The sequence below is a fragment of the Candidatus Woesebacteria bacterium genome (genome assembly GCA_016700095.1).
Classification (GTDB): Bacteria; Patescibacteriota; Microgenomatia; order UBA8517; family UBA8517.
In genome coordinates this window covers 175,623-199,790 of the sequence record CP065002.1, presented here as the reverse complement: position 1 = coordinate 199,790, position 24,168 = coordinate 175,623, and the positions used below count along the sequence as shown (strand labels likewise).

The window sequence follows — 24,168 nt, the reverse complement described above, 5'->3', positions numbered from 1 at the left end:
AAAGTAAATATCACAAAGACTATGTATCGTTAACTAAGTGATGTTTTATTTTAACCCAGCAAATATGCAAAAAGAGGGTGTTTGATTAATTGAAGTGTTTTATAGTTTTGCCCGACGTGCAATGTTTGCTTCCACCAGTTCTTCGTCACGACCAAATTTTAGTCTACTCATCTCGGTAATAATTTCTGCTACCCTAGGATTCATCATCCGTTTTTGTTTTTCCATGTCTTTGAAAATACTCATTGAAAAAGGAGGTACGGGCTCATTGTGTACGATTGTTTTTACATAGACATGGAATCGTTCTATGTTCAATAAGTCATCTTCACTGAAAACCGGAGAAAACTCATGAGCCAAATAACTGGCATCCGTAACTCCAACCCGATACGAAATTATCGTTCCGACATTTCCGAAAATAGCATTTTTTACTTCTTCGTCAATTTGTCCGATAAACTGATTTGCAACGGTTAAATTCAATTTGTATTTTCTTGCTTCCGACAAGATCTGCGCAAAATCAGGCGTGGCAAAATTCTGAAACTCGTCAACATATAGATAAAAATCTTTGCGTTCGTCCTGCGGAATATCCGATCTGCTCATAGCGGCCATAAGTAGTCGCGGAACTAGCACTAGTCCCAAGAAACTTGAATTCTCTTCACCCAGTTCACCTTTGGAAAGATTAATAAATAGCAATTTTCCCGAATCCATTACCTCACGGAAATTAAACGAACTCTCACTTTGTCCAATAATATTCCTAATCATTCTATTCGTCACAAATCGTCCAAACTTTGAGGTTATGTAATCAAGCACTTCCGATTTATGAAAGTCCGAAGTTTGCGCTATTTGATCAGTCCAATACCGTCTGACAATTGGGTCGGTCACTTTTGGTAATATTTCTTGCACGTATTTGGCATCAGTCAAAATTCTCATAACCTCGATAAACGTACTGCCCGGCTCACTCATTGCCGTAAGCATTGCATTTCTTACTGCATGTTCAAATCTGGGTCCCACAATACCGGTTTTGTGAGGGTCAAATAATTTATACATCATATTTATAACGGCAGTTGATACGAAGTGTTTTTGATCTTCCGTTTTCGCTTCCAGTAAATTTAGCCCCATCGGCCTGGCAGTGTCAGAAGGTCTAAAATAAATAACGTCTTCCGCGCGCTCGGGAGGAATCATTTGCAACAAATCCTGAACAGCATCTCCATGTGGATCCATAAAACACAAACCTTTCCCGTCCATAATATCCTGCATTATGAGATCTTTTAAAAACTCAGACTTTCCCGTACCGGTTTTTCCAACAATATACATGTGTCGTTGCCTGTCGAAATTGGAAATATAAACCGACTTCTGTGTTCCCCGATACAAACTCACTCCCAAATACAATCCCTCTGAAGGAATCTGTGCCGGCGCGGGAGCGGTTTTTGAATACAACCAGTGGATGTGTGGAGTTGTAATTTGTTTGTTGGGAAAATGAAATAAAGTTGCCAATTCTTCGGTATTTAAAATACTCAATCTATTACCTCCGAAGTTCCATAGTGGTTGATAACGATACAAAAAGCTTTCAACAAAACCGCCCTTGTTGTGAACTTCTTTGCTGGTAAAGCTATTTAGATCGGAACTATATTGTGCAAAACAGCTATCAAGGTTGGCAAGGTGTGCTTTGGCAGTTTCTTCGTCAGTCGACACCACAACAATTCGTACTGTCACTGCAAAACCGGGTTTACTTATTTTGTTTTCTACCGCCTCAAGTTCCTTCGATGAAACCGAGTGTTTGGCCTTCTCCGGGTCTGACTCCTGTTTTCGTGTTGAGGAAATATAAGAAGACCCCGATTTTTGCCAATCAGACGATGCGGGAGATATTAATACTTGTACCGCAGCAGCTTCGGTTTTTCCCATTTTCGCCAAGGCACTTGTAAGGGAAGCAAGCGGATCGGTTGGCAATTCTTTAAATGATTTTATCGGATAGTAATTTTCTTTCTTGAGTTGAATTTCTTTATGTGCCACTTTCCCATTTTCCGTAAAAATATTGTACTCCTGCACTTCTAATATCTGTGCGTCGGAATACGCACCGTGAATATTTTTTTCAACCAGATCACGATATTTTGTATTAGTCCAAACATAAAATTTAATATCTTCTGATCGTCCGACTATCTCAAATGAGATGGTCGGAGATACTTTTGTACTGTGCCAAGATGTTTTTTCTTTGATCGAAGTAAGTGCGGCAAAGAACTGTTCCATTGCGTCAATTTTAATTTCATTGTTTTTGGGAACTGCAATCTGAAGAAGCACCGAATCAATTGACATCTCTTCGCGCTTAGTCCTTTTGATTTGATTTAGATAATAAAAAAATCCTCCGACACCACCACCAACAAAAAGTAAAAGAAACACAATGAAGAAAAACAATGTTAGTAGGACATCCATCTTTAATTTCCTCCCTTAACGACAGTATTCCATCCAAATCGTAATGCTTTTTTGATCAGTCTAATCCAGAATATTGCAAATCCCTTTTTTGATTCATCCGACGTCTGACTCGCTATTAATTCTAATTGTTCACGGGTTGCGGGTATCTCTAATGTAACTTTACTTATTGCAGGAGAACTAATCAATTGATTTCCCGAATCGTCCTGAACAGCAGTTGCAAATTGTGAAGGAACTGCTTGTACTCCCCCTGCTTCCATGCCCGCAGAAACTTCGGCATCCTGTGGAATTTCTTTAATTTCTATCGGACCCGTAAATCCAGTCGGTTTGTTATCAATTTCTGGCATTGACATGGTTTAAGTATAGCGTAAATTCGGTTGAGATAGTAAAGATGTTGTTTCATTTCAAGTCCGATTTTGACTAACTAGGTAACCTATTTTTTCAACAAGGTACGCTTCATTAATAAGTTAAAAACTTAAATATATTGCTAAGAAATTTCAATGCTAAGTGATTTGGGCATTGTCGGTAATTTTCCATTTAAGCATAAGTTGACGGTTGAATAATCGTTTTAATCTATACATAATGCTAGTAGTTGTGTTGAAGGAAGTCTGGTGACTTTGTAAGTTTACAAATAGTCCAGCACTGTGTCGCAACCGTGATCCTTATTTTGTCAAAGGAAAGTCGGAAAACTAACAACTTTCACACTAGGTGAACTTGTCCCGAAACAGGATTAAAAATGAGTAGAAAAGTTTACATATTATTCTTCATTGTAGTACTTGTCATCTTTAGTGCTTACACCGGTAAAAAAGGATTCTGGGATAACCGGTCTAACGGATATTCCAATATGACAAGAGATCCGTATGTCAGACCTCAAAAAATCAAGGTTACTTTAATAATAAGTTTCTCGGAAAAAGATGTTAAGAAATTTGAAACTGAAGCCGATAAAAGCGACAGTGTGTTTAACTTACTAAGAACTGTTGTGGCAAAAGAAAATATTGAACTTGGTGTAAAAGAATATGACTTTGGAACACTTGTCGAAAAAATCGGCGATCTCCAAAACACCCCAGATAAATCTTGGATATATTTTGTGAATGGTGCATCGGGTGATGTAGCTGCCGACCAAAAGATCTTTAATGCAGGTGACACGGTGGAATGGAAATATGTTAAACCTGAATTTTAAACTTTGATTTTTGATTTATAATCTTTGATTTTATTCACCGAAGCTCATGTAATAAATAACAATGAACAATTTAAAATTTTCAAAAAAATATTTGATTGTCAGTCTCTTGGCAATTTTTGCAGTTCTGGAACGAGTCATTTTTGATTTAGGACCAAATGTGGAATTAATAACTGCAGTTCTTATTCTTTCAAGTTTTTATCTAGGTAACAAAGCATCTCTAATTTTCACTTTTCTTGCACTTCTAATTTCCGACCTTATTATTGGAAACACCAATATCTATCTTTTTACATGGACTGGGTTTTTGATTCCTGCCGTTTTCGCATCAAGTGTATTTAGTAAAATTAAAGCGAAAGTTAAAGTTAACAAGTATTTTCTCACGACTCTAGCTGGCATTACTGCAAATCTATTTTTCTTTATCTGGACTAACTTTGGTGTCTGGTCACTAGATAGTTTTGGAATGTATTCAAATGATTTAAATGGTTTGGTAAGGTGTTACATTAATGCAATTCCCTTTTTGAAAAATCAGTTAATTAGTACACTTACTTTTGTCCCATTGAGTATTGTAGTGTTTGAATCTGTAAGTCTCGTTTTACTTAAAATGTCTCACTTGGAAAGTACATCACCTTTACGGAAAGCAGTTATCAAGATTTCATAGGTAGTATCTCTATCAACTAATCCAATTTTCATTTCTTCCAAACTTCATCCTCGACTGCGTTTTGAAAGTTAACATATCTTGCAAACATAAAGAAAAAGTCAGACAGGCGATTTATGTACATCATCACTTGTGGTGACACTTTTCCAACTTTTGAGTAAGCAACCACTTTTCTCTCGGCTCTTCTTGTAAGAGACCTACAATATTGCAAACTTGACGCTGCTTTTGTTCCTCCCGGCAAAATGAAATTTGTTAATTTAGGCATTTCACTCTCCCAAATATCCATTTGTCTTTCAAGTTTTGTTGTTTCTCTTTTCGATATTTTTAAACTGCTCCCAGCAAGACACGATCCCACCGTCAGTAAATTACTTTGTATCAGTTTAATCAATTGAACATGCTTTTTATTTTCGCAACAAGAAATTGCTACACCCAAAAAACTATTCAATTCATCGACCGTTCCGATTGCTTCGATACGCAAACTGTCTTTTGAAACCCTCATTTCTTTGGGGGAAAAAATACTTGTATTCCCCTTATCCCCCTTTTTTGTATATATTGGCATATATTTATTATTGCAAATAAACCCGCGTGCAGAGTTATGGGTAGTTAATTCTGGATTATGCTAATATGTTTAGGATATGTCAAATGCAATGTTTATTGCACAGAAAGCAATAATATTAAATAGAAGCAATAATAAAATCTTGGTGCAAAAATATGTGGACGGGAAGTTTACCCGAGAAAAAGTAAGAGGTAAATACGGACTTCCTGGTGGAAAGATGGATTTTGGTGAAACTCCGGAAGAAACATTAATTAGAGAAGTAAAAGAAGAAACCGGTGTCACAGTAAAACCAATTAAAATTTTTCAAACTTATACTTGGACTTACCAAAGAAATGAAGATAATATTCAAATAGTAGCAACAGCTTGGATTGCAAAATTTGTTAAAGGTAAACTAATTAATCCTCCAGAAGAGAAAGAAACTACTCTTGAAAAAGCAAGGTGGGTAAATATAAAAGAAATCAAAATAGAGGATTTTATCGAAGATGAAAAACAAGCAATCGGCAATTTCTTAAAGACATGTTTATAAAATAATAACAATTGTCTATTAATCCCTTCGAGAATAGAATATGTAAATATGAAATCAAAAGATTACATAAAAAAAGCAATCAGGACAGAAAGTGTTCATTATAGAAAATTAACCAAGGGAAATCAGAGACTTGAACACGCTATTCTGGGAATGATAACAGAATCTGGAGAATTGGCAGACGCTTTAAAGAAATACAAGTTTTACAATCTACCGCTTGATAAGGTCAATTTAATTGAAGAAATAGGTGATGTATTGTGGTATGTAGCGATTGCGTGCGATGAACTTGGAGTAGACTTTGAAAAGATAATGGACAAAAATATACGAAAATTAGAGGTTAGATATCCGGAAAAATTCACATCGGAAAAATCAAAAAAGCGAAACTTAAAAAAAGAAAGAAAGGAGTTAAATAAGTAATTTTACAACTCACAAGTACTAAATCCACATTGTTTGCATTTATAGCATTTTTTATCACGCACTAACTTTATCTTACAAGTAGGGCATGTTTTTATTCCCTCTTTTCTTTCCTTATCTTCTCCAAACGAAAATACCTGTTCTGATTTTGTTCTGTCGCGGTAAACGGTTAACCCTTTGCACCCTAATTTCCATGCTAATACATATGCGTCTTCAATATCTTGCGGAGTTGCACTTGATGGCATATTTATTGTTTTTGTTATCGCATTGTCTGTCCATTTCTGAAATGCTGCTTGCATCTTGACATGGTCTCTCCAGTTAATGTCATGAGCAACTTTGAATATTTTCTGCAAGTCTTTTGGCACTTCATCAATCCCCTGACAACTCCCGTGATTGTCGACGATTTTTTGGATAAGTTGATCTGAATAAAGCCCTCGTTCTTTCAACTTCTCGACGAATAAGGGAACGACAGTTGTAAGTCGCATGCCACCTAACACATTTTGTTCATAAGCGAGCGCAAAGTACGGTTCAACTCCAAAACTGGTTTCGCAAATAACTGCATTACCACTACTTGGCGGGAAAGTAAGCAGGGCAACATTTCTCGGCTTTCTTTTTTTGTTCGCCCAAATACTATCAACTACCAACGGAAACGGACCTTTCTCTTTGGCGATATCACATGAAGATTCAAAAGCGCTCTCATACATAGTCTTGGTAAGTTTCTCGGCCAAATCAAATGCTTTCTGGCTATCGTAGGGAATTTCTAAGATTGCAAGACATTCCGCCCAACCGACACCACCAATACCGATTCTCCTGTGGTTGCGAACCGCGTCCGTTACTTCCTTAACGGGAAACCACGAAGCGTCTATTACATTGTCCATAAATCTGGTTGCAACTTTTACGACTCTCTTTAATCTATTGAAGTCGAATTCCTTGACACCTTTTCGTTCGCTAATGAATTTAACAAAGTTGATATAACCCAAGTTACAGCTTTCAAATGGGAACAGCGGTTCTTCACCACATGGATTGGTTGCACTTATCGCTCCCCGTTTTGCCAAAAGAGGATTTCCGAATGCGTTTCCTTTATTGATTGCCGATAAATTAATTATCCCCGGGTCTCCGGTTTGCCAAGCCATTGTCGACATTAAATCCAAAATCGAACTTGCCTTAACAGTATTAACTACTTTGCCGGTTCGCGGATTAATTAAACCCCAATCTTTCCCGCTTAGAGCCGCTTTCATAAATTCATCTGTGATACCTACAGAGATATTGGTTTTGGATAAATATCCGTCATTTTGTTTGGCGGAAATAAAATTAAATATATCGGCATGATTTGCGTTGAGTACTGCCATATTACCGCTTTCATATTTTCCTTCTTGTCTAAATAGTGAGGTCATGAGATCAAACATTTCAATCATTTTTACCGGTCCTGCGGCAAGTTCCGGTATCCCGCCAACACTGTCGCCTTCCGGTCTTACACTTGAAAAATTATAGCCACATCCTCCGCCGTGTTTTTTCACCACGGTTGACTTGTGAAGTACTTCAAATATCTTATCAACATCATCAAACATCGGCCAAACAAAACAGTTGGCTAGTTGAGGCGTTTTTTTACCTGAATTAGTGAGTGTCCTTGTTCCCGGAAGAAAATCAAAATCCGCCATTATTGTGTGAAATTCTTGATACCATTTTTCTCTCTTTGCCTTGGTCTTTTCGGAATTTGCGACAAACCGGGCAACCCTTTCAATCATCCCAAGTGGTGTTTCGATTATTTTCCCCTTATCATTTCTTTTGAGATATCTTTCTTTTAGAATATAAAGTGTATTGTAAGATAAGCCTATGTCATCTTTTACTCCAAGACTATCCTTGTCTTTTCTTAAATGCTTTTTATTTTCCCTGTATCGTATGAATTCCTTCGCCGTGTTTGAGTGACCGCTCTCTATCAACACTTTCTCAACAATCTCTCCTATGTCTGTGGTTTTAACCGGCTCTCCATTTGGGTAGAGTTTTTGCAAATTTGCCATTACTTCTCTACTGAGTCTTTTAGCATTTACATGTTTTGAACTACCGACATTTTTTGCCGCTAAATAAATACTGGCGACAATTTTTTCTTCTTTAAATTCTTCCACTGCTCCGTGGATTTTTTCGACAATATTTTTTTTCATCGGTATTTCAAAAACTTGATGCAAGTGTATGAGAAAAAGTACAAAGTGACCTGGCTAAAGCCGTTGTGTAGTCATGTCCAATAAATTGGATTTTCCCGTTAGGGTGCTATCACAATAGCCTTCGCCATGTCACTTTGTACTTTTAAACGACACACTTACTCCATCCACAATCTCTACATGTTATACAACCATCCAAGAAGGATGCAACCCCACCACATTCGGCACACACCACACTATCTGCTATACCTTTAGCCATATCCACCTTCATGTCGTGGGATAATTTGTTTTTGCTTAATTTACCCGCAAGCGACAACTGAACAACTTTTTTGTCGTCTGCTTTGCTTGAGTGAGGTGTATCCGATTTACTTCCTACCAGATTTATTACCTGATCTTGTTTACTTTGATCCCGGTAGATTGTTATTCCCTTGCAACCCAATTTCCAAGCCAGTATATATGCTTTTTTGACATCCTCTACTGTAGCATTGTGTGAGAAATTTATTGTTTTCGAGATTGAATTATCAAACCACTTCTGCCACTCCGCTTGAATTTTAACATGCCACTCCGGTTCGATATCGTGAGTTGTTACAAAAACCCTATAAAACCATTTCGGCAAACCTACAATGTCACCCAACCCGTGTTCGGCGACACTAGACAAGATATCGTCTTTGTTCGACAAGCTTTTGCCTGTCGATTTACTCTTTAAAGTAATCGCCTTTAAGTTTAGCAAGGCTTCTTCAAAAATAGGATCAACAATCATAAATTCGCGCGTAGGCCTGTTGGCGTTGTCGTCTTCATTGAAAGCTCGTCTTAGGGCTACGAGTGAAAACACGGGTTCAATTCCACTACTGGTATTTGCCAGCAAACTAATAGTGCCCGTAGGTGCAACCATAGTCAGTGCACAGTTTCTATACCGCTCAGCAGTTTGAGTGTAAATCGAAATGTCAAAATTGGGAAACACGCCTCGAACTTTTGCCAATTGAATACTTTCAGACTCGGCAGTTTTATGGATAAATTTTGCAAGTCTTCCGGCAATTCCCACCGCCTCCTTACTTCTGTAAGGAATTTTTAATTTATAGAGAAGATGTCCAAATCCCATGACACCAAGTCCGATTCTGCGATTTCCGTATTTGACCATCTCCTCAATCTCTTTAAGCGGGTATGCGTTGACTTCTATCATATTATCTAGAAAGCGTGTAGCCAGCCTCACTGATTTTTCCAAATCATCCCAGTCAATCTGGTAGTCGCCCGCTTGATCTTTAATTATATGGTGCACGAGAGAAATGCTTGCCAGGTTGCACGATTCGTAAGGTAAAAGCGGGATTTCGCCACACGGATTAGTCGCATCAATTTTTCCCAGGGATGGTGTCGGATTGTCTTCTTCCATGCGGTCAAGGAAGGCAAGTCCAGGATCACCACTGATCCACGCATGTTTTGTTATCATGTCAAAAAGCTCTCTAGCTTTAATTACTCTAACCACTTCTCTATTTCTCGGATTAATTAATTTCCAGTCTCTGTTTTTCTCAACCGCATCCATAAATTCATTAGTAACTCCGACAGAAATATTAAAATTTTTTATTGTGCCGTCAACGTCTTTCAAATTAACAAAGTCGATAATGTCGGGATGATTGGCATTTAATATCGCAATATTTGCCCCCTGTCTTTTTGCTCCCTGTAATATCTGTGAAAGAGCAGCGGAAAATGCTTTTATGAAATCTACAGGCCCACTGGCAGCACCCGGAACGTTTTTGACTTTATCGCCATGAGGCCTGATTGAACTGAAGTTAAATCCTGTGCCTCCGTTGTTTTTGTGTACCACGGCAGCATCCCCCAAAGTTCTGAAAATCGATCCAATCGAATCCTCGATCGGCAACACAAAACATGCCGATAACTGTCCCGTACCACCAGGATTTCCCGCTTCAAACATCGCCTTGCCGGAACAAACAAATTTCCAATTTATCATTCTTTCAAAAAAATCTCTTGCAACTGTTTCCACTTCATCGTTTGTCCCCCAGATAACTTCAGCTTTTGCCAAGTGATTGGCAACGCGCCAAAACATCTGCCCTATGGTTTCGATGGTTTTACCCGAATCGTCGGTTCTCAGATATCTTTTTTTGGCAATCTCGGCACCAACTTCTGAAATTACAGGTTCCGTAATCACAAATTTCTTTTTCTTTTTTAAGTCTTTCCTTTCCTTGATCAAAATATAGTAACGTGCGGTTTTGAAATATCCTTCATCAGCCATTATCGGTTCCACTACTGTGCGGATATCCATCGTCGAAATAGTATTTTTTCTAACCAAAGCCAAAACAGCGTGAACTCTTTGCAATATTCTTTTAGCATCACTTCTGGTGTATTCATTCGTATCTCGCCCCGCCAAGATGACGCTTTTCTCAATCTTCTCCCAATCAAAGGCTTCTTTGTTACCGCCACTCTTGATGACAAATTCAATTTCAATTTTTTTTGGTTTACCTCTTCCTCTTTTGGTTTTAATTATTTCCTCAGACGTTAATATATGTTTTTGTCCGTTTTCTCCGAGAGTAAGATAAGAATATACCGGAATCTCGAAATACCGATTAGAGGAAGTTTTGTTTTTTTCCAGCTTCATAGTGATTAGCATTCAGAATATCCGCATCCATGACATGTTTTGCAGCCCATTTCATTTACAAGCGTTGCGTTGCCGCATGCGGGACAAAGATCAGCTCTTTTATCCAGGTGGATTTCTGCTTGCGTCAGAGACAATTGATTGTCGGAAACATCATTCGGGCTAGTATCCCCAATCAATTTGTCGTCACTGACATTCATATCCATTTGTATCGCTTTTGCAACCGCGTCAGGAAGCGACATTATTCTGTTTTTACCAAACCCCACCGGACGCATACCGCCGATTCCACTTAACTGATCAACGACCATCAGAGCTCTATCTTTTACCGTCATATGATTATTGCCTTTAAGTGTTTTTGATATTAACCGCCCCAACGCTTCCGCCATAGCCTGAACATCACTCCCCGCTCTTCCTATATTAATAAAAAGTTCAATTGGCATACCTTCATTGTCCCGGTTTACGGTAATAAAAGCGGTACCAACCGGAGTTTTAAGTTTGTAGGTCGCTCCGGAAATCTTGACAGGTCTCTCCCAAACGACTACTTTTACTTCTTGAGCCGAATCGACACTTTTTTCTTCATTGGATTCTTTGTTATCGCGAATAAGCGTCCCCTCGCGTGACCCATCTCTCATATAAGAAATGCCTTTACAACCTAAGTCAAAAGCCAGTGTGTATAATTTCTTAACATCCTCCACACTGTGAGTACTGGGGGCGTTTACGGTTTTACTGATCGAACTGTCTGTGTAGTGTTGTATCAATGCTTGTATTGACACGTGCTCTTCCGGAGTTAAGTCATCTGCTACGACGAAATGCTCCGGAACATCCTTTTCATCAGGATGTTCATCAAGCCATTCTTGATAAATAGGATGATACATCGTTCTTTCACCCAAGCGATCCTTTTGTTTATATGAGAACGAAAATACAGGTTCGATACCCGAAGACACACCCGACAAAAGCGATATCTTTCCGGTTGGAGCTTCTGTTACCAAAAAGGCATTTCTGATGCCGTTTTTCTTAATTTTGTTCCTAATTGAAACAGGCATGGTTTTCATAAATCCACTCTGAAGATATTTGTCTTTATCAAGTTTGGGAAAAGATCCTTTTTCCAGTGCCAAATCAATACTGGTCTCGTACGACACATCGCGCAACAATTTAAATATTTTTTCAATAATCACAAGTGATTCTTCGGATCCGTAACGCACTTTCATTTTTATAAGTGCATCGGCAAGTCCCATCGTCCCCAAACCAATTCTTCTTTCATCTTTCTGCACTTTCTCAATTTCATCATAGAAGTATTTTTCCGTATCAATTGCATTATCCAAAAATCGAACACCCACCTTAATTACTTCCGCAAAACCGTCGTAGTCAAATTTATTATTTTCGACAAATGCAGCCAAATTAATAGAAGACAAATTACACACACCCCAAGCGGGAAGACCTTGCTCACCACAGGGATTTGTTGCAATATTTTTTTCGTAGTACCAACTGTTGTTCATGTCATTATAGCGATCCATAAAAACCACTCCGGGTTCAGCTGATTCCCATGCGGATTGACAAATTAGATCCCAGAGATCACGAGCTTTTATAGTTTTGTAGACTTTAACCGGAAGATCATTCTCAACCCATTTATCAAAATCTCCATCCCACACTTCTCTATACTTTTCACTTTCGGTATCGGGAAACTTTAAATCCCAGTTCCCATCTTCTTTGACAGCTTTCATAAACGCATTGGATATGCAAACACTTAAGTTTGCTCCCAATATTTTTCCTTCTTTTTTCTTAACGGTGATAAACTCCTCGATATCAGGATGCCAATCCCACAACATCAACATCAAAGCACCTCTTCTGGTTCCGCCTTGCTGAATAATGTCATGTGCGGCCACTGAATACAGATTTGCCCATGAAACCGCACCTGAACTCGTGCCGTTTACCTTTTTCAAATACGATCCCCGCGGTCGAAGAGTTGACAAATTGAAACCCACTCCTCCCCCTCTTGCGCTTATCTCGGTCATTTGCGACAAAGTAGTAATTATCCCGGCTCTGGTATCCTCAGGAGATGGTATTACATAACAATTAATCATCGTAGCTTTTGTGCCCGTACCAGCGGAGCACCATATTCTACCTGCGGGAACAAACTTAAAATCCTGCATTGCGTTATAAAACTTCTCTTCCCATACCCTTTTGTTTTTCGCTCCTTTTTCCGTTTGTGCAATTGCCCACGACATACGCCTCCAAGATTGCTCGGGGTACTTCTCCAGTGAATTGCCATCCTTATCTTTTAGAGAATATCTATCTAAAAACAGTTTCTCTCTAATACCTTCTAATTTTGTCGCGTTCTCACCTTCTTGGAAAAATTTGCCGCCGTTTTGGAGAGCTGCCTTACTAAGGCGCGAATGGCCATTGGCGGAGCTTACTTTCTTAATGGTTTGCTGTATTAATACTTCGGTCATATTACTTTTGTATAGCTTTTGAGAAATCATCTAAGTCCTCAAATTGCAGATACACGCTTGCAAATCTGAGCCAGGCAACTTTATCAATCCTTTTTAATCTCTTTAACACCGCCTTCCCGATCATCTCCGATGTAACTTCTTCTTTTTCTTTCCTCAACATTTCTCGTTCAATCTGGTCAACCAGATTATCAACTGTTGTAAGTGAGATTGGCCTTTTTTCAATAGCCCTTAATAATCCACGTCTTACTTTTTCCTTATCAAAAGGTTCACGTCGTCCGTTTTTCTTGGTCACCCACAAGACCGAACCTCTTACCGTTTCGTATGTCGTAAAACGCTTCGAACATGCTATGCACTCTCTGCGTCTTCTGATTGCGTGTCCTTCATTAACCACCCTTGACTCAAGGACTTGGGTTTCTTCTTCTGCACAAAAAGGACATTTCATAAAATACTATTACTAATAAACTTCTCGAACCTTACAATCACGGTTTTTGACATTTCATACTTATGTTAAGTTTGTTTGGGTTGGCAAAGCTATCTCTTTAATGTCAACAAACTACGTATCAAGTTTAAAAAACCAAAAATTAATGTTTCACTTGTGAAACTATTATCGCTATCTGTAGCGTCAGAAAGATGATCTAACACTAGATCTATATTGTCAACCATTATTAAATATGTCACACCCAATCACGTCAAGCTCGTACCAAGGCTACACTTGGCCAGAAAAAAATTGCTAGCGTTATAAATGCGGAAATCGGATGAGATTATCAAGAAGAGATAATACAAGTAAGTTAACAAAAAAGTGTCAAAAGTGGTTTTTAGTGCCCTTCAAACGGGTTTTCTGGATATTTGAGACCTTTGTCTCTTAAGGCTTGCACTGAAGTGCAATTCACCGTTTTCGATATATCAACCGTTTGGACAATCGCCGGCTTAGCATCATCAGGGGCAAGAGGTAATATTTCTTCTTCTATAATCTGTCTATGTTTCAAGGAAGCTAGAGCAATATGTCCAAGAAATTCTGACGTGTTCATTCCCCTACTGCTATTTTCCCGTTCTTTGTTGCTTGCGTCCATTAAATACGCTTCAGCCTTTTGCAAAGTTACCAGACCACGTTCAGGTTCATTATTTTCAAAAAATATTTTGCTTGCACCAAGCCTTTTATCGGCGAACAAAAGAAGTAATTCTGCTTCACGACTGGTATTTGTTGTTGTGGCAAGCCATATTTTGTCACGGGCGGCTTTAACCGGCCACAATGGACTATCAGGGAGAACCTTCCCGGGATATGCCAGGTCATAATTGACTTGTGTTGTGTTGTCCCCCAGAACTTTAATATCAGTACTTCCATTAACAATTCCTGCAAATTCATACTTAACCGAAGCTGTGCGAAGAACCGAAATCATGAGAATCGCAAAAGCAATTGCAAACGAAGGTATAATGAGAACAATCCTTCTAATCATGGGCAAAGACTATGGTAATTTTTTACTCAATGAATGTCAAGTTTGTCTAATTTTTACCTAAACAGGATAATAGGCCAACTCCACATTGAGTGCAGTAGTATTGAAGAAAATATATTTCTGGTGCGAGAGAAAATAAAAGCCGCTCCCATACCAAAAACAAATGTGAGAAGGAAATATCCGACACATCCCCAAAAAGACAATTCCAGCCAAAAGATACTTATCGGTAGATGAATTAGACCCCAAATAAAACTGGTGAACAAGTTTGCAACAAAATCATTTTTTAGAACCCACGCCATGCGATTGTAGAAATAACCTCGAAACGTAATTTCTTCTGAGGTCGCTGTAAACAAAGAAATACCAAAAGCAATCAACATCGCTGTTTGTCCCACGTTGGCATTGAAGTTTATTGTGTCATATTTAATTGCGTTGATAACTACACCTTCGAGGGTAAAAATCGCCCCCAACCCAATCGCCCAAAAAAGTGATGGAAATAAATTTTTAGTAGTAATACCAAGTGATCCAACACCCAACTTCTCTTTTTTGACAAAATAAGCTACAGGACCTAACCACAAAATTGGTTTAATAATTACTTCTTCTATCTCCTCTGGGAGCCTGACCAAAAAACGGTAAAAACCCCACACAACCAAAAGATAGGCAACAAGCAAAGTAGAGTGTTTAATAACTGTTTCTTTGGGGGGCATATTTATCTTTTTCATAAAGCAAGTAAAGTTATTTCGTATAATTTATTTTACACTCCTTAAAAGCTAAATTCATAGTATTTATTATTTGCATCACCCTACTTTCCGCTTCGTCAAAATCGATTGCATTTTTCTCGCTCGGATACCAATGGAAAAGCATGTTCCTGCATTCTTTCCAGGTTGTCCACAAAACATCGGCCAGATATGGACCACCACAATACTCGATTATTTTGTCATAAACGCTAATTTTTTTTCTAAGACGCACATAGCGTGTATTTTTCTTAATTTCTTGCTGATACAAGGTCGGATTAAGCGCTTTTCCTATTCTGATACGTTTTCCCTGATATTCTTTTTTGGTAATAAACCCCATATCAAGAAACAAGGTTTTGAGAAAACCTTCATAAGCTTTTGCCGCAGGAAATACTATAAAGGCATAATCATGAAAACCTTTCTTTTTTGTAGCAAGCTTTTCCTGCCATTTCACCGCGGTTTCCCACAGCAAAACTGATTGCATAAGAAGTTCTTTAAGATCATTTTCTAAGTAATCCCACCACACGGCTTGTTCGAGTTTTTCTCTCATTACTTCCTAATATACACGATATTGGCTAGTGATCAAAAACAAATTCATCCTATGATCATCCGATTACCTCTAGTACTATCCGAATTTACCTAAATTTAACGATTTATAATTAGCAATATGTGCTAATTATTTTGCAATCATCGTAATACACACTCGCTACGATAGACCTTATGCCTCGCAATTTATCCATCATACAATTTTAGTTTGTGGACTTGATAAATTTCGTGTATTTGCGAAAAGTAATATGGTTGTATAATTAGGCTCATGGCCAATACTAAAAGCACCAAAAGAAAGAATAGAAGAATAATTAAGAAAGCTACTGCTCCAAGAAAAACCGGCAGCAAAAGTATGTCCACTCCACAAAAATCCAAGAAAAGTGGTCATATAAAAATAACTGCAAAAGAAAAAGCCAGTCACCCAAAAATCTTCTCCACCTTGTTTAGAAGATTATTTTCCTTTAAAAGAAAACCTCAGAAAAAACCAGTAACCAAAACCACAAGAGAAATTAGAGTTATTAGATTAAAAAAAGTTATTTTTTTCTCCGTCTTAATTGGAACATTCCTTTGGATCTTCTGGGGTATTCCTCTACCTACCAAGCTCACCAAAAATGAATTTCCGGTATCGACAAAACTTTATGACCGATATGGAAATTTACTTTTTGAGATATATGCGGATCGAAGAAGCACACCTATAACTTTGCAGGAAATACCCGATAACGTGATAAACGCCACACTATCTATAGAAGACAAAGATTTTTATAAGCATTACGGTGTCTCAATTACCGGCTTAGGTAGAGCTGCATACAAAACAATTTTTAAAAATAAACTAGAGGGTGGATCGACACTAACTCAGCAATTAGTTAAAAACTCACTACTTACACCTGAACGCACCTTGCGAAGAAAAATCAGAGAGCTTGCCCTAACATTCATTGTTGAAACAATCTACTCAAAGGATCAGATTCTGGAAATTTATTTAAACCAAATTCCCTACGGATCGACAGCATACGGAATCGAAGCATCGGCAGAACTGTATTTTAACAAATCCGCCAAGGATTTAACGCTTGCCGAAGCCGCATTGCTCGCAGGACTTCCCGCAGCACCAACCAGGTTTTCACCGTTCGGCGCCCATCCAGAGCTTGCCAGTCAAAGACAGGAATTGGTACTTAAAAGAATGTATGAAGACGGACATATATCGGAAAGTGACATGAACAAAGCGTTAAATGAGGATCTTCATTTTGCAGATATCCACGTTCCAACAGCTCCTCACTTCTCATTGTGGATTAAAGACCAATTAGCCGAAAAGTACGGAGACGCAGTCGTGGAACGCGGAGGTCTAAGGGTAACAACAACACTTGATCTCGAGCTGCAAGAATACGCCCAGCAGGCGGTCGCGACCGAAGTTGCAAAACTCAAAAACAACAACGTGGGAAACGGCGCGGCGATAGTAACCAAACCTTCAACCGGGGAAATTCTTGCCATGGTTGGTTCCAAAGATTATTTTGCCAGTGACGAAGACGGAAAAGTTAATATTATTTTTCGCGAGCGCCAACCGGGTTCAAGTATCAAACCACTAAACTACGCCCTTGCCATATCCGATGAACGAATCAGTGCTTCCACTCCCCTTGCCGACGTACCAACTTGTTTCTCGGTCGTCGGTCAAGCTTCGTATTGCCCCAAAAATTACGACAACACATTTCATGGAATCCCGCAGGTTAGGTATTCTCTGGCAAACTCTTACAATGTCCCCGCCGTCCGTGTACTTGCTGTCAATGGCTTGGAGAACTTTATCGAATTTGCGAGCAATATGGGTATTTCAACATGGGACGATCCCAACAAGTACGGCCTTTCTTTGACCCTTGGAGGTGGTGAAGTTCTCCCCTTTGACATGGCTAAGGCGTTTGGCGTTTTTGCCAATCGAGGTATCAAGCAGGAACTTTATGCTATCTCAAAAGTTGAAAATTATAAGGGTGAGTTACTGTATGAAGTTAATCCGGATGAGTTTGACAAAGGTCGAGTTATTGATCAGGGGGTGGCATTTATCATATCCCATATTTTACAGGACAACGGTGCCCGATCGGCAGCATTTGGATCAAGTTCACTACTAAATGTTAAAGGATTTCCCAAAGTTTCCGTCAAAACGGGGACAACAAACGACCTGAGGGACAACTGGACTGTCGGATATACAGGTGATGCAGTTGTCGTTGTTTGGGTTGGCAATAACGATAATTCCCCCATGAGCAGAGCAACATCAGGCGTGTCCGGTGCTTCGCCAATTTGGAATAGTATCATGGGCAAAGTATTGGAATTTTCGACAAAAGAAAAATATGGTCAATCTAATTATGAATCACATTTAATTCAACCCGATAGTGTAATAGGTGCCACTGTTTGCTCAGACAACGGAAATTTGGCGGGTGACAGTCCAACATGCCCAACGCGTTATGAATATTTTCTTAAAGATTTTGTGGGTAGTCATTTGGAATGGGGACAAACAGATATCGCCATAGACAAAGCAACCGGTCAACAAGCCGATCCCAAAGCTCCACCGGAATCAATTGAGACCCAAAACCACCCCTTTGTATTGGATCCGCTTGGAACTCTTTATTGTCTCAATTGCCCGATCGCAAGTTTCTCGGCAGCAATTAACTACCCTGTATTTAAAAAATCGTAACACTTAAATAGTCTTTTGATTAGCTGCTATATCTCTCACTTAGTTTTGCCGGTAATGTTCCCCCATTACACTTACAAAAACCTTAAATAATAGTAGTAATTTTACTACGTCAACAAATATCACTCGCCTTTTCATCATGTGGGCAACGGGTCTGAAGATGTTTATATTTCTTCACTTTCAATTGTCGGGGCAACTATCTCAACAGCATCATAGCTAATGTCAACTTCACCCATAGATGTAGTCGATGATGTTGCAGTAACAAGTTTCGTCTGATGACTAAATGACAATATTTGGTTTTTTTCATCTAATACAAATGAAAATGTACCTCCAGGGCTAACATTATCCACCTTTGCTTCAACGGTTTTCAATCCGTTATCTTTTTCTACCGCTTTTGTAACTGTCAGCAATGTGGGATAAGGAAGAAATTGGTTGATAGCCTCAGACGGAGATAATGCCGTAACCACCTTTGATTCACCATCTAAAACCGCATACGGCTGGTCTTCTGCCTGTCTGTTGTAGCGAACGCCATCAATCTCATACGTTTCAAAGTACATTTCCAGCTTGCTTTCGGCTACGCAAATTCTACCCGCACTCTCCGAGGCATAAACCGCTGTTAATTTGGAATAATAATTATCCAAGGATTTTGTTGCCTCCATCGTCCCATTTGTTGCGCAACCCGTATCGGTTGTTGATGACCCCGTGTAACTTATACTATACGCATCTTGGGCAATTAGCACCGTGACAGCGTTAATTAGATTGGCCGAAGAAAATGAGATTTCTTTGCCCTCGTCTTGTATTATTGTAGGCTCCGTAGTTGGTGTGAACTGGGCAGCTTCATCAAGATTTCCATTATCACCACCGGGATTTGTAAAAAAATAATAACCGGCTGTTGCCAACATTGTCACAAAAGAAATCAAAGCAATAAATATTAAAATTTTAGGAACTTTACTCCTCGGACTTACAGCAATTGGAGTTTGATTAGGCGGCACAAAAGGAGTCGAATCGACCTGGGCATTTGAAGCTTGTGGAATCGATTCGTTTTGCATCCCTTGATCACCAGAAATACTCTGCTCGGATTGCAAAGAAGATGCTTGATAGGTTTTTTCGGGCATGTTGTAGGGCGGAGTCGACTGATATAACGGATTTGTTTGTTGGGTCTTTACCGAATCAGGATAAGATTCCGATTCATACCCAACGGAATCCGACGTCGGCAAAGTACTGGTATTACCACCAGACACAGTATTTAAGGGAAGATCGTTTTGCTGTTCATTTGGATTGTTTAGTGGTAACTTTGCATCCTCCCCAACCCCGCTTGCAAAAGAGAGGGGTTGACTTGACTCATCCCCCAAAGAATTAAGATACGACGAATTCTGTTTAGGAATGTTAGCGTCACCCCCGGTCGTTGGTACTGTTTGTGCAACGTCTTGCTTGGGAGAATTTCCCGTATCATCACTCATAAAGTAATATTATCAGGAATTGGGTAAATATGTCCAACACCTTTTTAATGTTACCCGAGCAAACTGGCATGTACCTATTTAAGTCTGCGTAAACTCGTTAAGAAGCACTATATTCTAGTATCAACACCACGCACACCCAGTTACTAGTCAACAAATTTCTACAAATTTGTATATTTTAAAATATAATACGTTAGTATGACCAGCCTTACTTCGATGGTAAAAGCCGTAAACAGTAAAGTTTCTAGCACGTTAAGTACTGTCGGCAGACCTTTTTATACACTGCTTTTGTCACTTTTGCTGATCCTTCTCTATGCAAGTGCGGTGGTAATAAAAATTTTCAAATATAAGCACAGTCTTAACTATCAAATACTGAAAATTAAATTGCTGAAAGAAACCGTAAAACCACATCTGATTGAGCCAGCAAACAGACAACCCCAACCCAATAGCCTGTGGTTTTCTCGGCAAAACTTAAAAAGTTTATTCAATGCTTCACTTCACTCGCGGTCGCATTTCCCGCGGTTTTCGCAAATTCCAAATAAACCAAAACAAAAAACCTACACATACAGATTAATAAAGTACCTCATTGTTTTATTCGTTTGTTTTGTTATATTCCTTGTACTTGGTTCTTTTTCGTTGTGGTATATATACCTTAAAGACCTTCCTTCCCCGCTATTATTACAAAACAGAGAACAAAGCGTATCAACAAAGATCTATGATAGGAATGGCAAACTTCTCTACAAAATATACGACGACAAGAACCGGACTCCTATTAAATTAAAGGATGTTCCCATTATGGTAAGGCAGGCAACACTTGCCGCCGAAGATGCAGAATTTTATCAGCACCCCGGTTTCTCGATTAAAGGGATACTACGGGCAGTTAGACATAATTATCAAAAAGATGGTGAACTAACCGGCGGCTCAACGATCACCCAACAATTAGTTAAAAATACGCTTTTGACTTCTGAAAAAACGTATGTTAGGAAATTACGAGAAATCGTTTTGGCTTTTGGTGTCGAATGGTATTTTAATAAAAACGAAATACTTGAAATGTACCTAAACGAGGTTTCCTACGGAGGAACCACTTATGGAATACAAGAAGCATCCATACATTATTTCGGAAAAGACGTTGCCGATTTAACTCTGGGTGAAGCTGCACTTTTGGCAGGACTACCAAAAAGTCCGACAAAACTATCTCCCTTTGGCAATCATCCCGAATATGCATTTTCTCGGCAAAAGGACATTCTGCGCTTAATGAAAATAAACGGTTTCATCACTTCGAAGGAAATGGACAAAGCCCTTAATGAGTTTATAAACTTTGCACCAAATATCACAAATATCAAAGCTCCACATTTTGTAATTTACACCAAGCAAATTCTGGAAAAAGAATATGGACAAGATCTTGTCGGCAAACGCGGCTTAGAAGTAACGACCACTCTTGATCTTAATATTCAGCATATGGCGGAAGATATTGTGAGGCAAGAGATAGAGAAATTGGCAGGGTTCAATGTAACAAACGGCGCTGTTGTTGTAATGGATCCAAAAACCGGTGAAATCATTGCCATGGTCGGATCGTCTGACTACTTTAGTGAAAACATTGATGGAAAAGTAAACCTTACGACAACCAAACGTCAACCTGGATCAAGCATAAAAATTGTAAACTATGCATACGCACTTTCTCACGGATTTACGGTCGCAAGCATTGTTGAAGACACGCCCATAACTTTTACTGTTCCCAATCAACAACCATATACGCCCAAAAATTATGACAATTCATTTTCGGGCAACATGACGGTAAGAAACGCATTCGCTCAATCGCGCAATATTCCGGCTGTTAAAATTCTTAATTCTTACGGTGTAGAAAATATGCTTAATCTAGGAAAAGCTATGGGTATTAGCACATGGGACGACCCACGCGGTTACGGCTTATCGTTAACACTTGGCGGTGGAGAAGTAAAACTTATCGATCTTGCTCGCGTTTACGCAAGTGTTGCAAACGAAGGAAAATTGGCAAATCTTAGTTCAATTCTACACATTAAAGACTATGAAAATAATGTTTTATACACATCAATGTGTACGCGTGATAAATTGGATAGTAATGAATACCAAAAAAACTGCGAACATGAAGTCCTCGACAAAAGAGTTGCTTTCATTATCACAGATATTCTAAAGGACAATCGAGCAAGAGCGGCAGCTTTTGGCACACATAGCCAACTTGTCATCCCCAATCACTCGGAAGTAGCTGTAAAAACAGGAACCAGCGACGACTTAAAAGACAATTTAACCGTCGGTTACACCAAAGACTATGTTGTTGCCGTATGGGTTGGCAACAACGACAATTCGCCAATGAGCAAAATTGCCTCAGGACTAACCGGTGCGTCGACTGTGTTTAACAAAGTTATGACTGCGTTACTTGAAAAGAAAGATTCCTATAATGACGATCCCCCCGATGGAATAGAAAAACTGGCGATATGTCCATATACGGGAACGCTTTCGTGTAACGGTTGTCCCGTCTATTACGACTATTTTCTTTCGGAAAACAAACCGGCAAAAGCTTGTGATCCGTCATGGTTTACCCCAAGCGATTTGGACGCGGAAACGGTAACAGAGATGTGAGTAGTAATAAGAGAAACGAATTTCGCAGTGCTAAAGTTGGTTAATAATCAACAGAAGTTAAACTAAAACTATTATCTTGATATTTTAAGTCTCTTTGCCACCCGTTGAAATAAGTCAAGAATTTTTGCAGCACTAAAAGAAAGTATGAGAGGAATCATAATCCCAAACATACTCGTATAGACAAACATGCTCGGTTTTCCCAGATCCACTCCCAAAAAAAATCTATTTAGTATAAATGAGAAATTAGTTATAACGGCATTAAACAAAATCACCGGATATAACGATTTGGACGCAACACCCAGGTTAATACTCAGTAAATCGACAAGACCAAGAATCACAAGCGCGATATAGGTTAGATAAAATGCTTTTCTTGCGTATTTTGATTTGAGAGTGTTTTTAATAAAACGATCGAGTTTATCTACAAACAAAGATAGAATTACGAGATCTAAAATTAACGCCATCAGACTCCATTGACTGTTTCTTGAAATCGCATTCCAGGTCGAATGATAATAATAAAACGGAAAACCAATAAAGCTATAGCCGGTAGTTTCAAGAACAATCTGATAACTACTAATAAGTAACATAACTAAAATAAACACTTTGTGTGTATATCGTACTTTCTTCCTTTTCATATTTTGTTTTCTATATCATAAACTATTTTCGAGAATCGGGGGAAAAAATCATCCGCCTCACTTTCAATTATACCCTTTGACATCACTACAAGAATATAGGGCTTGTCGGCATACACAATTCCCGCGTCGTTAACAACATGCACTTCTCGCCCAAACTTATGGGCTACGCGCACTTCGGGCGGTACACCTTGTGTTATCCAATTTTCGTACGTCGTATCAGTTAAACTATCCAAAATTGCTTTCTGTGATGTACTTGTTACAAGATTTCCTTTATATAAAGATATAAAAAACTGTCCGATGTCTTTTACTGTAGTTGCATTCTCATCTAAAGATGTACTGTTCATACCAGCAACCCTTGTTGTTTCGGCAATAATTGCATCTCCGAGAGTACGTCTAACTACGTTAAATGCTGTATTATCGGAGGCTTTTCCCATCTTAGTTAGTAGCTCTCTATAAGTCAGAACAGTGCCGTTTGGCATTGTAGACAATGATCCCGATCCACCGATCTTATCACTAGCTTTGAGTACATAATCCTCGTCAATATCAAAGTCACCTTTTTCGTATTGACTATAGGCGGTAAGAATTACCGCAAGTTTGTTTAACGATGCCGGTTCAAATTTCTCCTGTACATTAACTCCAAAGGAATAATTATCCTCGGTGTGAATAATGTAAAATCCATAAACTCCCGACAAGTCATTGGTCATAATGTTGAAGTGTTTTATTATTTCCTCGGAAATGATTTTATTACTGCTGTTGCCTTCTATTACAATAGTCTCATCGCCGACGAAAGAAAGCGGTTGATTAAATTTTGATACGTCCGGAAGGATAATCCGCGGCAATCCTGGCAACTTGAATTCTCTGGCCGACATCGCAAGTACACCGGACGACCCTGCGGTAACCAAAAGAATAATTAAAAGCACAATCCTTTCTTTCTTACCCCAAGGTTTAGGTGGTATTTTCTTTTTCGGTTCATCGGGTGAACGTTTTTTTCTTCTCGGTTTTTCCTCGATTTCATCGTCTACCTCCTCTTCCGGTTTTGCCTTTTTACTACCAAACGGAATTATTCCCATAAGACATTCTACTATTTAAAACATATATGCGTAAGATTTATCT

General features: G+C 38.9%; 19 protein-coding genes. 6 read left to right on the top strand and 13 right to left on the bottom strand.

Annotated features, from left to right (window positions below; translation table 11 throughout):
• Nucleotides 1-99: 99 nt before the first annotated feature.
• Together IPM62_01030 and IPM62_01025 are read right to left on the bottom strand one after the other, a co-directional pair.
• A complete protein-coding gene (locus IPM62_01030) occupies nt 100-2,421 on the bottom strand; it encodes a type IV secretion system DNA-binding domain-containing protein (GenBank protein ID QQS39184.1) in 2,322 nt (773 codons plus the stop codon).
• A 2-nt stretch (nt 2,422-2,423) separates the two neighbouring features.
• Nucleotides 2,424-2,771, bottom strand: a complete 348-nt coding sequence (locus tag IPM62_01025) for a hypothetical protein (protein ID QQS39183.1) — start codon at nt 2,769-2,771, stop codon at nt 2,424-2,426.
• 383 nt (nt 2,772-3,154) lie between these two features.
• Between IPM62_01025 and IPM62_01020 the strand changes: the two genes are divergently transcribed.
• Together IPM62_01020 and IPM62_01015 are read left to right on the top strand one after the other, a co-directional pair.
• The gene (locus IPM62_01020; protein ID QQS39182.1) at nt 3,155-3,598 is read left to right on the top strand and encodes a DUF4430 domain-containing protein; all 444 of its coding nucleotides are present in this window, start codon (nt 3,155-3,157) and stop codon (nt 3,596-3,598) included.
• 61 nt (nt 3,599-3,659) lie between these two features.
• On the top strand, nt 3,660-4,253 hold the full coding sequence (locus IPM62_01015; GenBank protein ID QQS39181.1) for a hypothetical protein: 594 nt from the start codon (nt 3,660-3,662) through the stop codon (nt 4,251-4,253).
• 28 nt (nt 4,254-4,281) lie between these two features.
• Here the strand turns inward: IPM62_01015 and IPM62_01010 are convergent, their stop codons facing one another.
• Nucleotides 4,282-4,809 carry a cob(I)yrinic acid a,c-diamide adenosyltransferase gene (locus tag IPM62_01010; protein QQS39180.1) on the bottom strand — a complete coding sequence of 176 codons (528 nt, stop codon included), beginning with the start codon at nt 4,807-4,809 and terminating at the stop codon, nt 4,282-4,284.
• Between the two features lie 76 nt (nt 4,810-4,885).
• Between IPM62_01010 and IPM62_01005 the strand changes: the two genes are divergently transcribed.
• Together IPM62_01005 and IPM62_01000 are read left to right on the top strand one after the other, a co-directional pair.
• The gene (locus IPM62_01005) at nt 4,886-5,332 is read left to right on the top strand and encodes an NUDIX hydrolase (protein ID QQS39179.1); all 447 of its coding nucleotides are present in this window, start codon (nt 4,886-4,888) and stop codon (nt 5,330-5,332) included.
• 48 nt (nt 5,333-5,380) lie between these two features.
• Nucleotides 5,381-5,746 carry a nucleoside triphosphate pyrophosphohydrolase family protein gene (locus tag IPM62_01000; GenBank protein ID QQS39178.1) on the top strand — a complete coding sequence of 122 codons (366 nt, stop codon included), beginning with the start codon at nt 5,381-5,383 and terminating at the stop codon, nt 5,744-5,746.
• 2 nt (nt 5,747-5,748) lie between these two features.
• Here the strand turns inward: IPM62_01000 and IPM62_00995 are convergent, their stop codons facing one another.
• From IPM62_00995 to IPM62_00965, 7 genes are all read right to left on the bottom strand, one after another.
• Nucleotides 5,749-7,902 carry an adenosylcobalamin-dependent ribonucleoside-diphosphate reductase gene (locus IPM62_00995; GenBank protein QQS39177.1) on the bottom strand — a complete coding sequence of 718 codons (2,154 nt, stop codon included), beginning with the start codon at nt 7,900-7,902 and terminating at the stop codon, nt 5,749-5,751.
• 142 nt (nt 7,903-8,044) lie between these two features.
• Complete coding sequence (locus IPM62_00990; GenBank protein ID QQS39176.1) at nt 8,045-10,507, bottom strand: adenosylcobalamin-dependent ribonucleoside-diphosphate reductase; 2,463 nt, start codon at nt 10,505-10,507, stop codon at nt 8,045-8,047.
• A 5-nt stretch (nt 10,508-10,512) separates the two neighbouring features.
• Nucleotides 10,513-12,954, bottom strand: a complete 2,442-nt coding sequence (locus IPM62_00985; GenBank protein ID QQS39175.1) for an adenosylcobalamin-dependent ribonucleoside-diphosphate reductase — start codon at nt 12,952-12,954, stop codon at nt 10,513-10,515.
• A gap of 1 nt (nt 12,955) precedes the next feature.
• Complete coding sequence (gene nrdR / locus IPM62_00980) at nt 12,956-13,396, bottom strand: transcriptional repressor NrdR (GenBank protein QQS39174.1); 441 nt, start codon at nt 13,394-13,396, stop codon at nt 12,956-12,958.
• 373 nt (nt 13,397-13,769) lie between these two features.
• Nucleotides 13,770-14,408 carry a hypothetical protein gene (locus IPM62_00975; GenBank protein QQS39173.1) on the bottom strand — a complete coding sequence of 213 codons (639 nt, stop codon included), beginning with the start codon at nt 14,406-14,408 and terminating at the stop codon, nt 13,770-13,772.
• A gap of 53 nt (nt 14,409-14,461) precedes the next feature.
• On the bottom strand, nt 14,462-15,124 hold the full coding sequence (locus IPM62_00970) for a CPBP family intramembrane metalloprotease (protein QQS39172.1): 663 nt from the start codon (nt 15,122-15,124) through the stop codon (nt 14,462-14,464).
• Between the two features lie 13 nt (nt 15,125-15,137).
• Nucleotides 15,138-15,686 (bottom strand): hypothetical protein, encoded by a 549-nt coding sequence (locus tag IPM62_00965; GenBank protein ID QQS39171.1) that lies wholly within the window; start codon nt 15,684-15,686, stop codon nt 15,138-15,140.
• Between the two features lie 264 nt (nt 15,687-15,950).
• Here IPM62_00965 and IPM62_00960 point away from each other — a divergent pair, with 264 nt between their 5' ends.
• Nucleotides 15,951-18,353 carry a penicillin-binding protein gene (locus IPM62_00960; GenBank protein ID QQS39170.1) on the top strand — a complete coding sequence of 801 codons (2,403 nt, stop codon included), beginning with the start codon at nt 15,951-15,953 and terminating at the stop codon, nt 18,351-18,353.
• A 161-nt stretch (nt 18,354-18,514) separates the two neighbouring features.
• On the opposite strand, the gene IPM62_00955 is transcribed toward IPM62_00960, so the two are convergent.
• Nucleotides 18,515-19,810 carry a hypothetical protein gene (locus IPM62_00955; GenBank protein QQS39169.1) on the bottom strand — a complete coding sequence of 432 codons (1,296 nt, stop codon included), beginning with the start codon at nt 19,808-19,810 and terminating at the stop codon, nt 18,515-18,517.
• 195 nt (nt 19,811-20,005) lie between these two features.
• On the opposite strand from IPM62_00955, the gene IPM62_00950 reads away from it, so the two are divergent.
• The gene (locus tag IPM62_00950; GenBank protein ID QQS39168.1) at nt 20,006-22,423 is read left to right on the top strand and encodes a penicillin-binding protein; all 2,418 of its coding nucleotides are present in this window, start codon (nt 20,006-20,008) and stop codon (nt 22,421-22,423) included.
• Nucleotides 22,424-22,494: 71 nt separating this feature from the next.
• Here IPM62_00950 and IPM62_00945 read toward each other — a convergent pair whose 3' ends face one another.
• Together IPM62_00945 and IPM62_00940 are read right to left on the bottom strand one after the other, a co-directional pair.
• Nucleotides 22,495-23,055 carry a hypothetical protein gene (locus IPM62_00945; protein ID QQS39167.1) on the bottom strand — a complete coding sequence of 187 codons (561 nt, stop codon included), beginning with the start codon at nt 23,053-23,055 and terminating at the stop codon, nt 22,495-22,497.
• A complete protein-coding gene (locus IPM62_00940) occupies nt 23,052-24,125 on the bottom strand; it encodes a serine hydrolase (protein QQS39166.1) in 1,074 nt (357 codons plus the stop codon). The genes IPM62_00945 and IPM62_00940 overlap by 4 nt, the downstream gene beginning before the upstream one ends.
• Nucleotides 24,126-24,168: the final 43 nt, after the last annotated feature.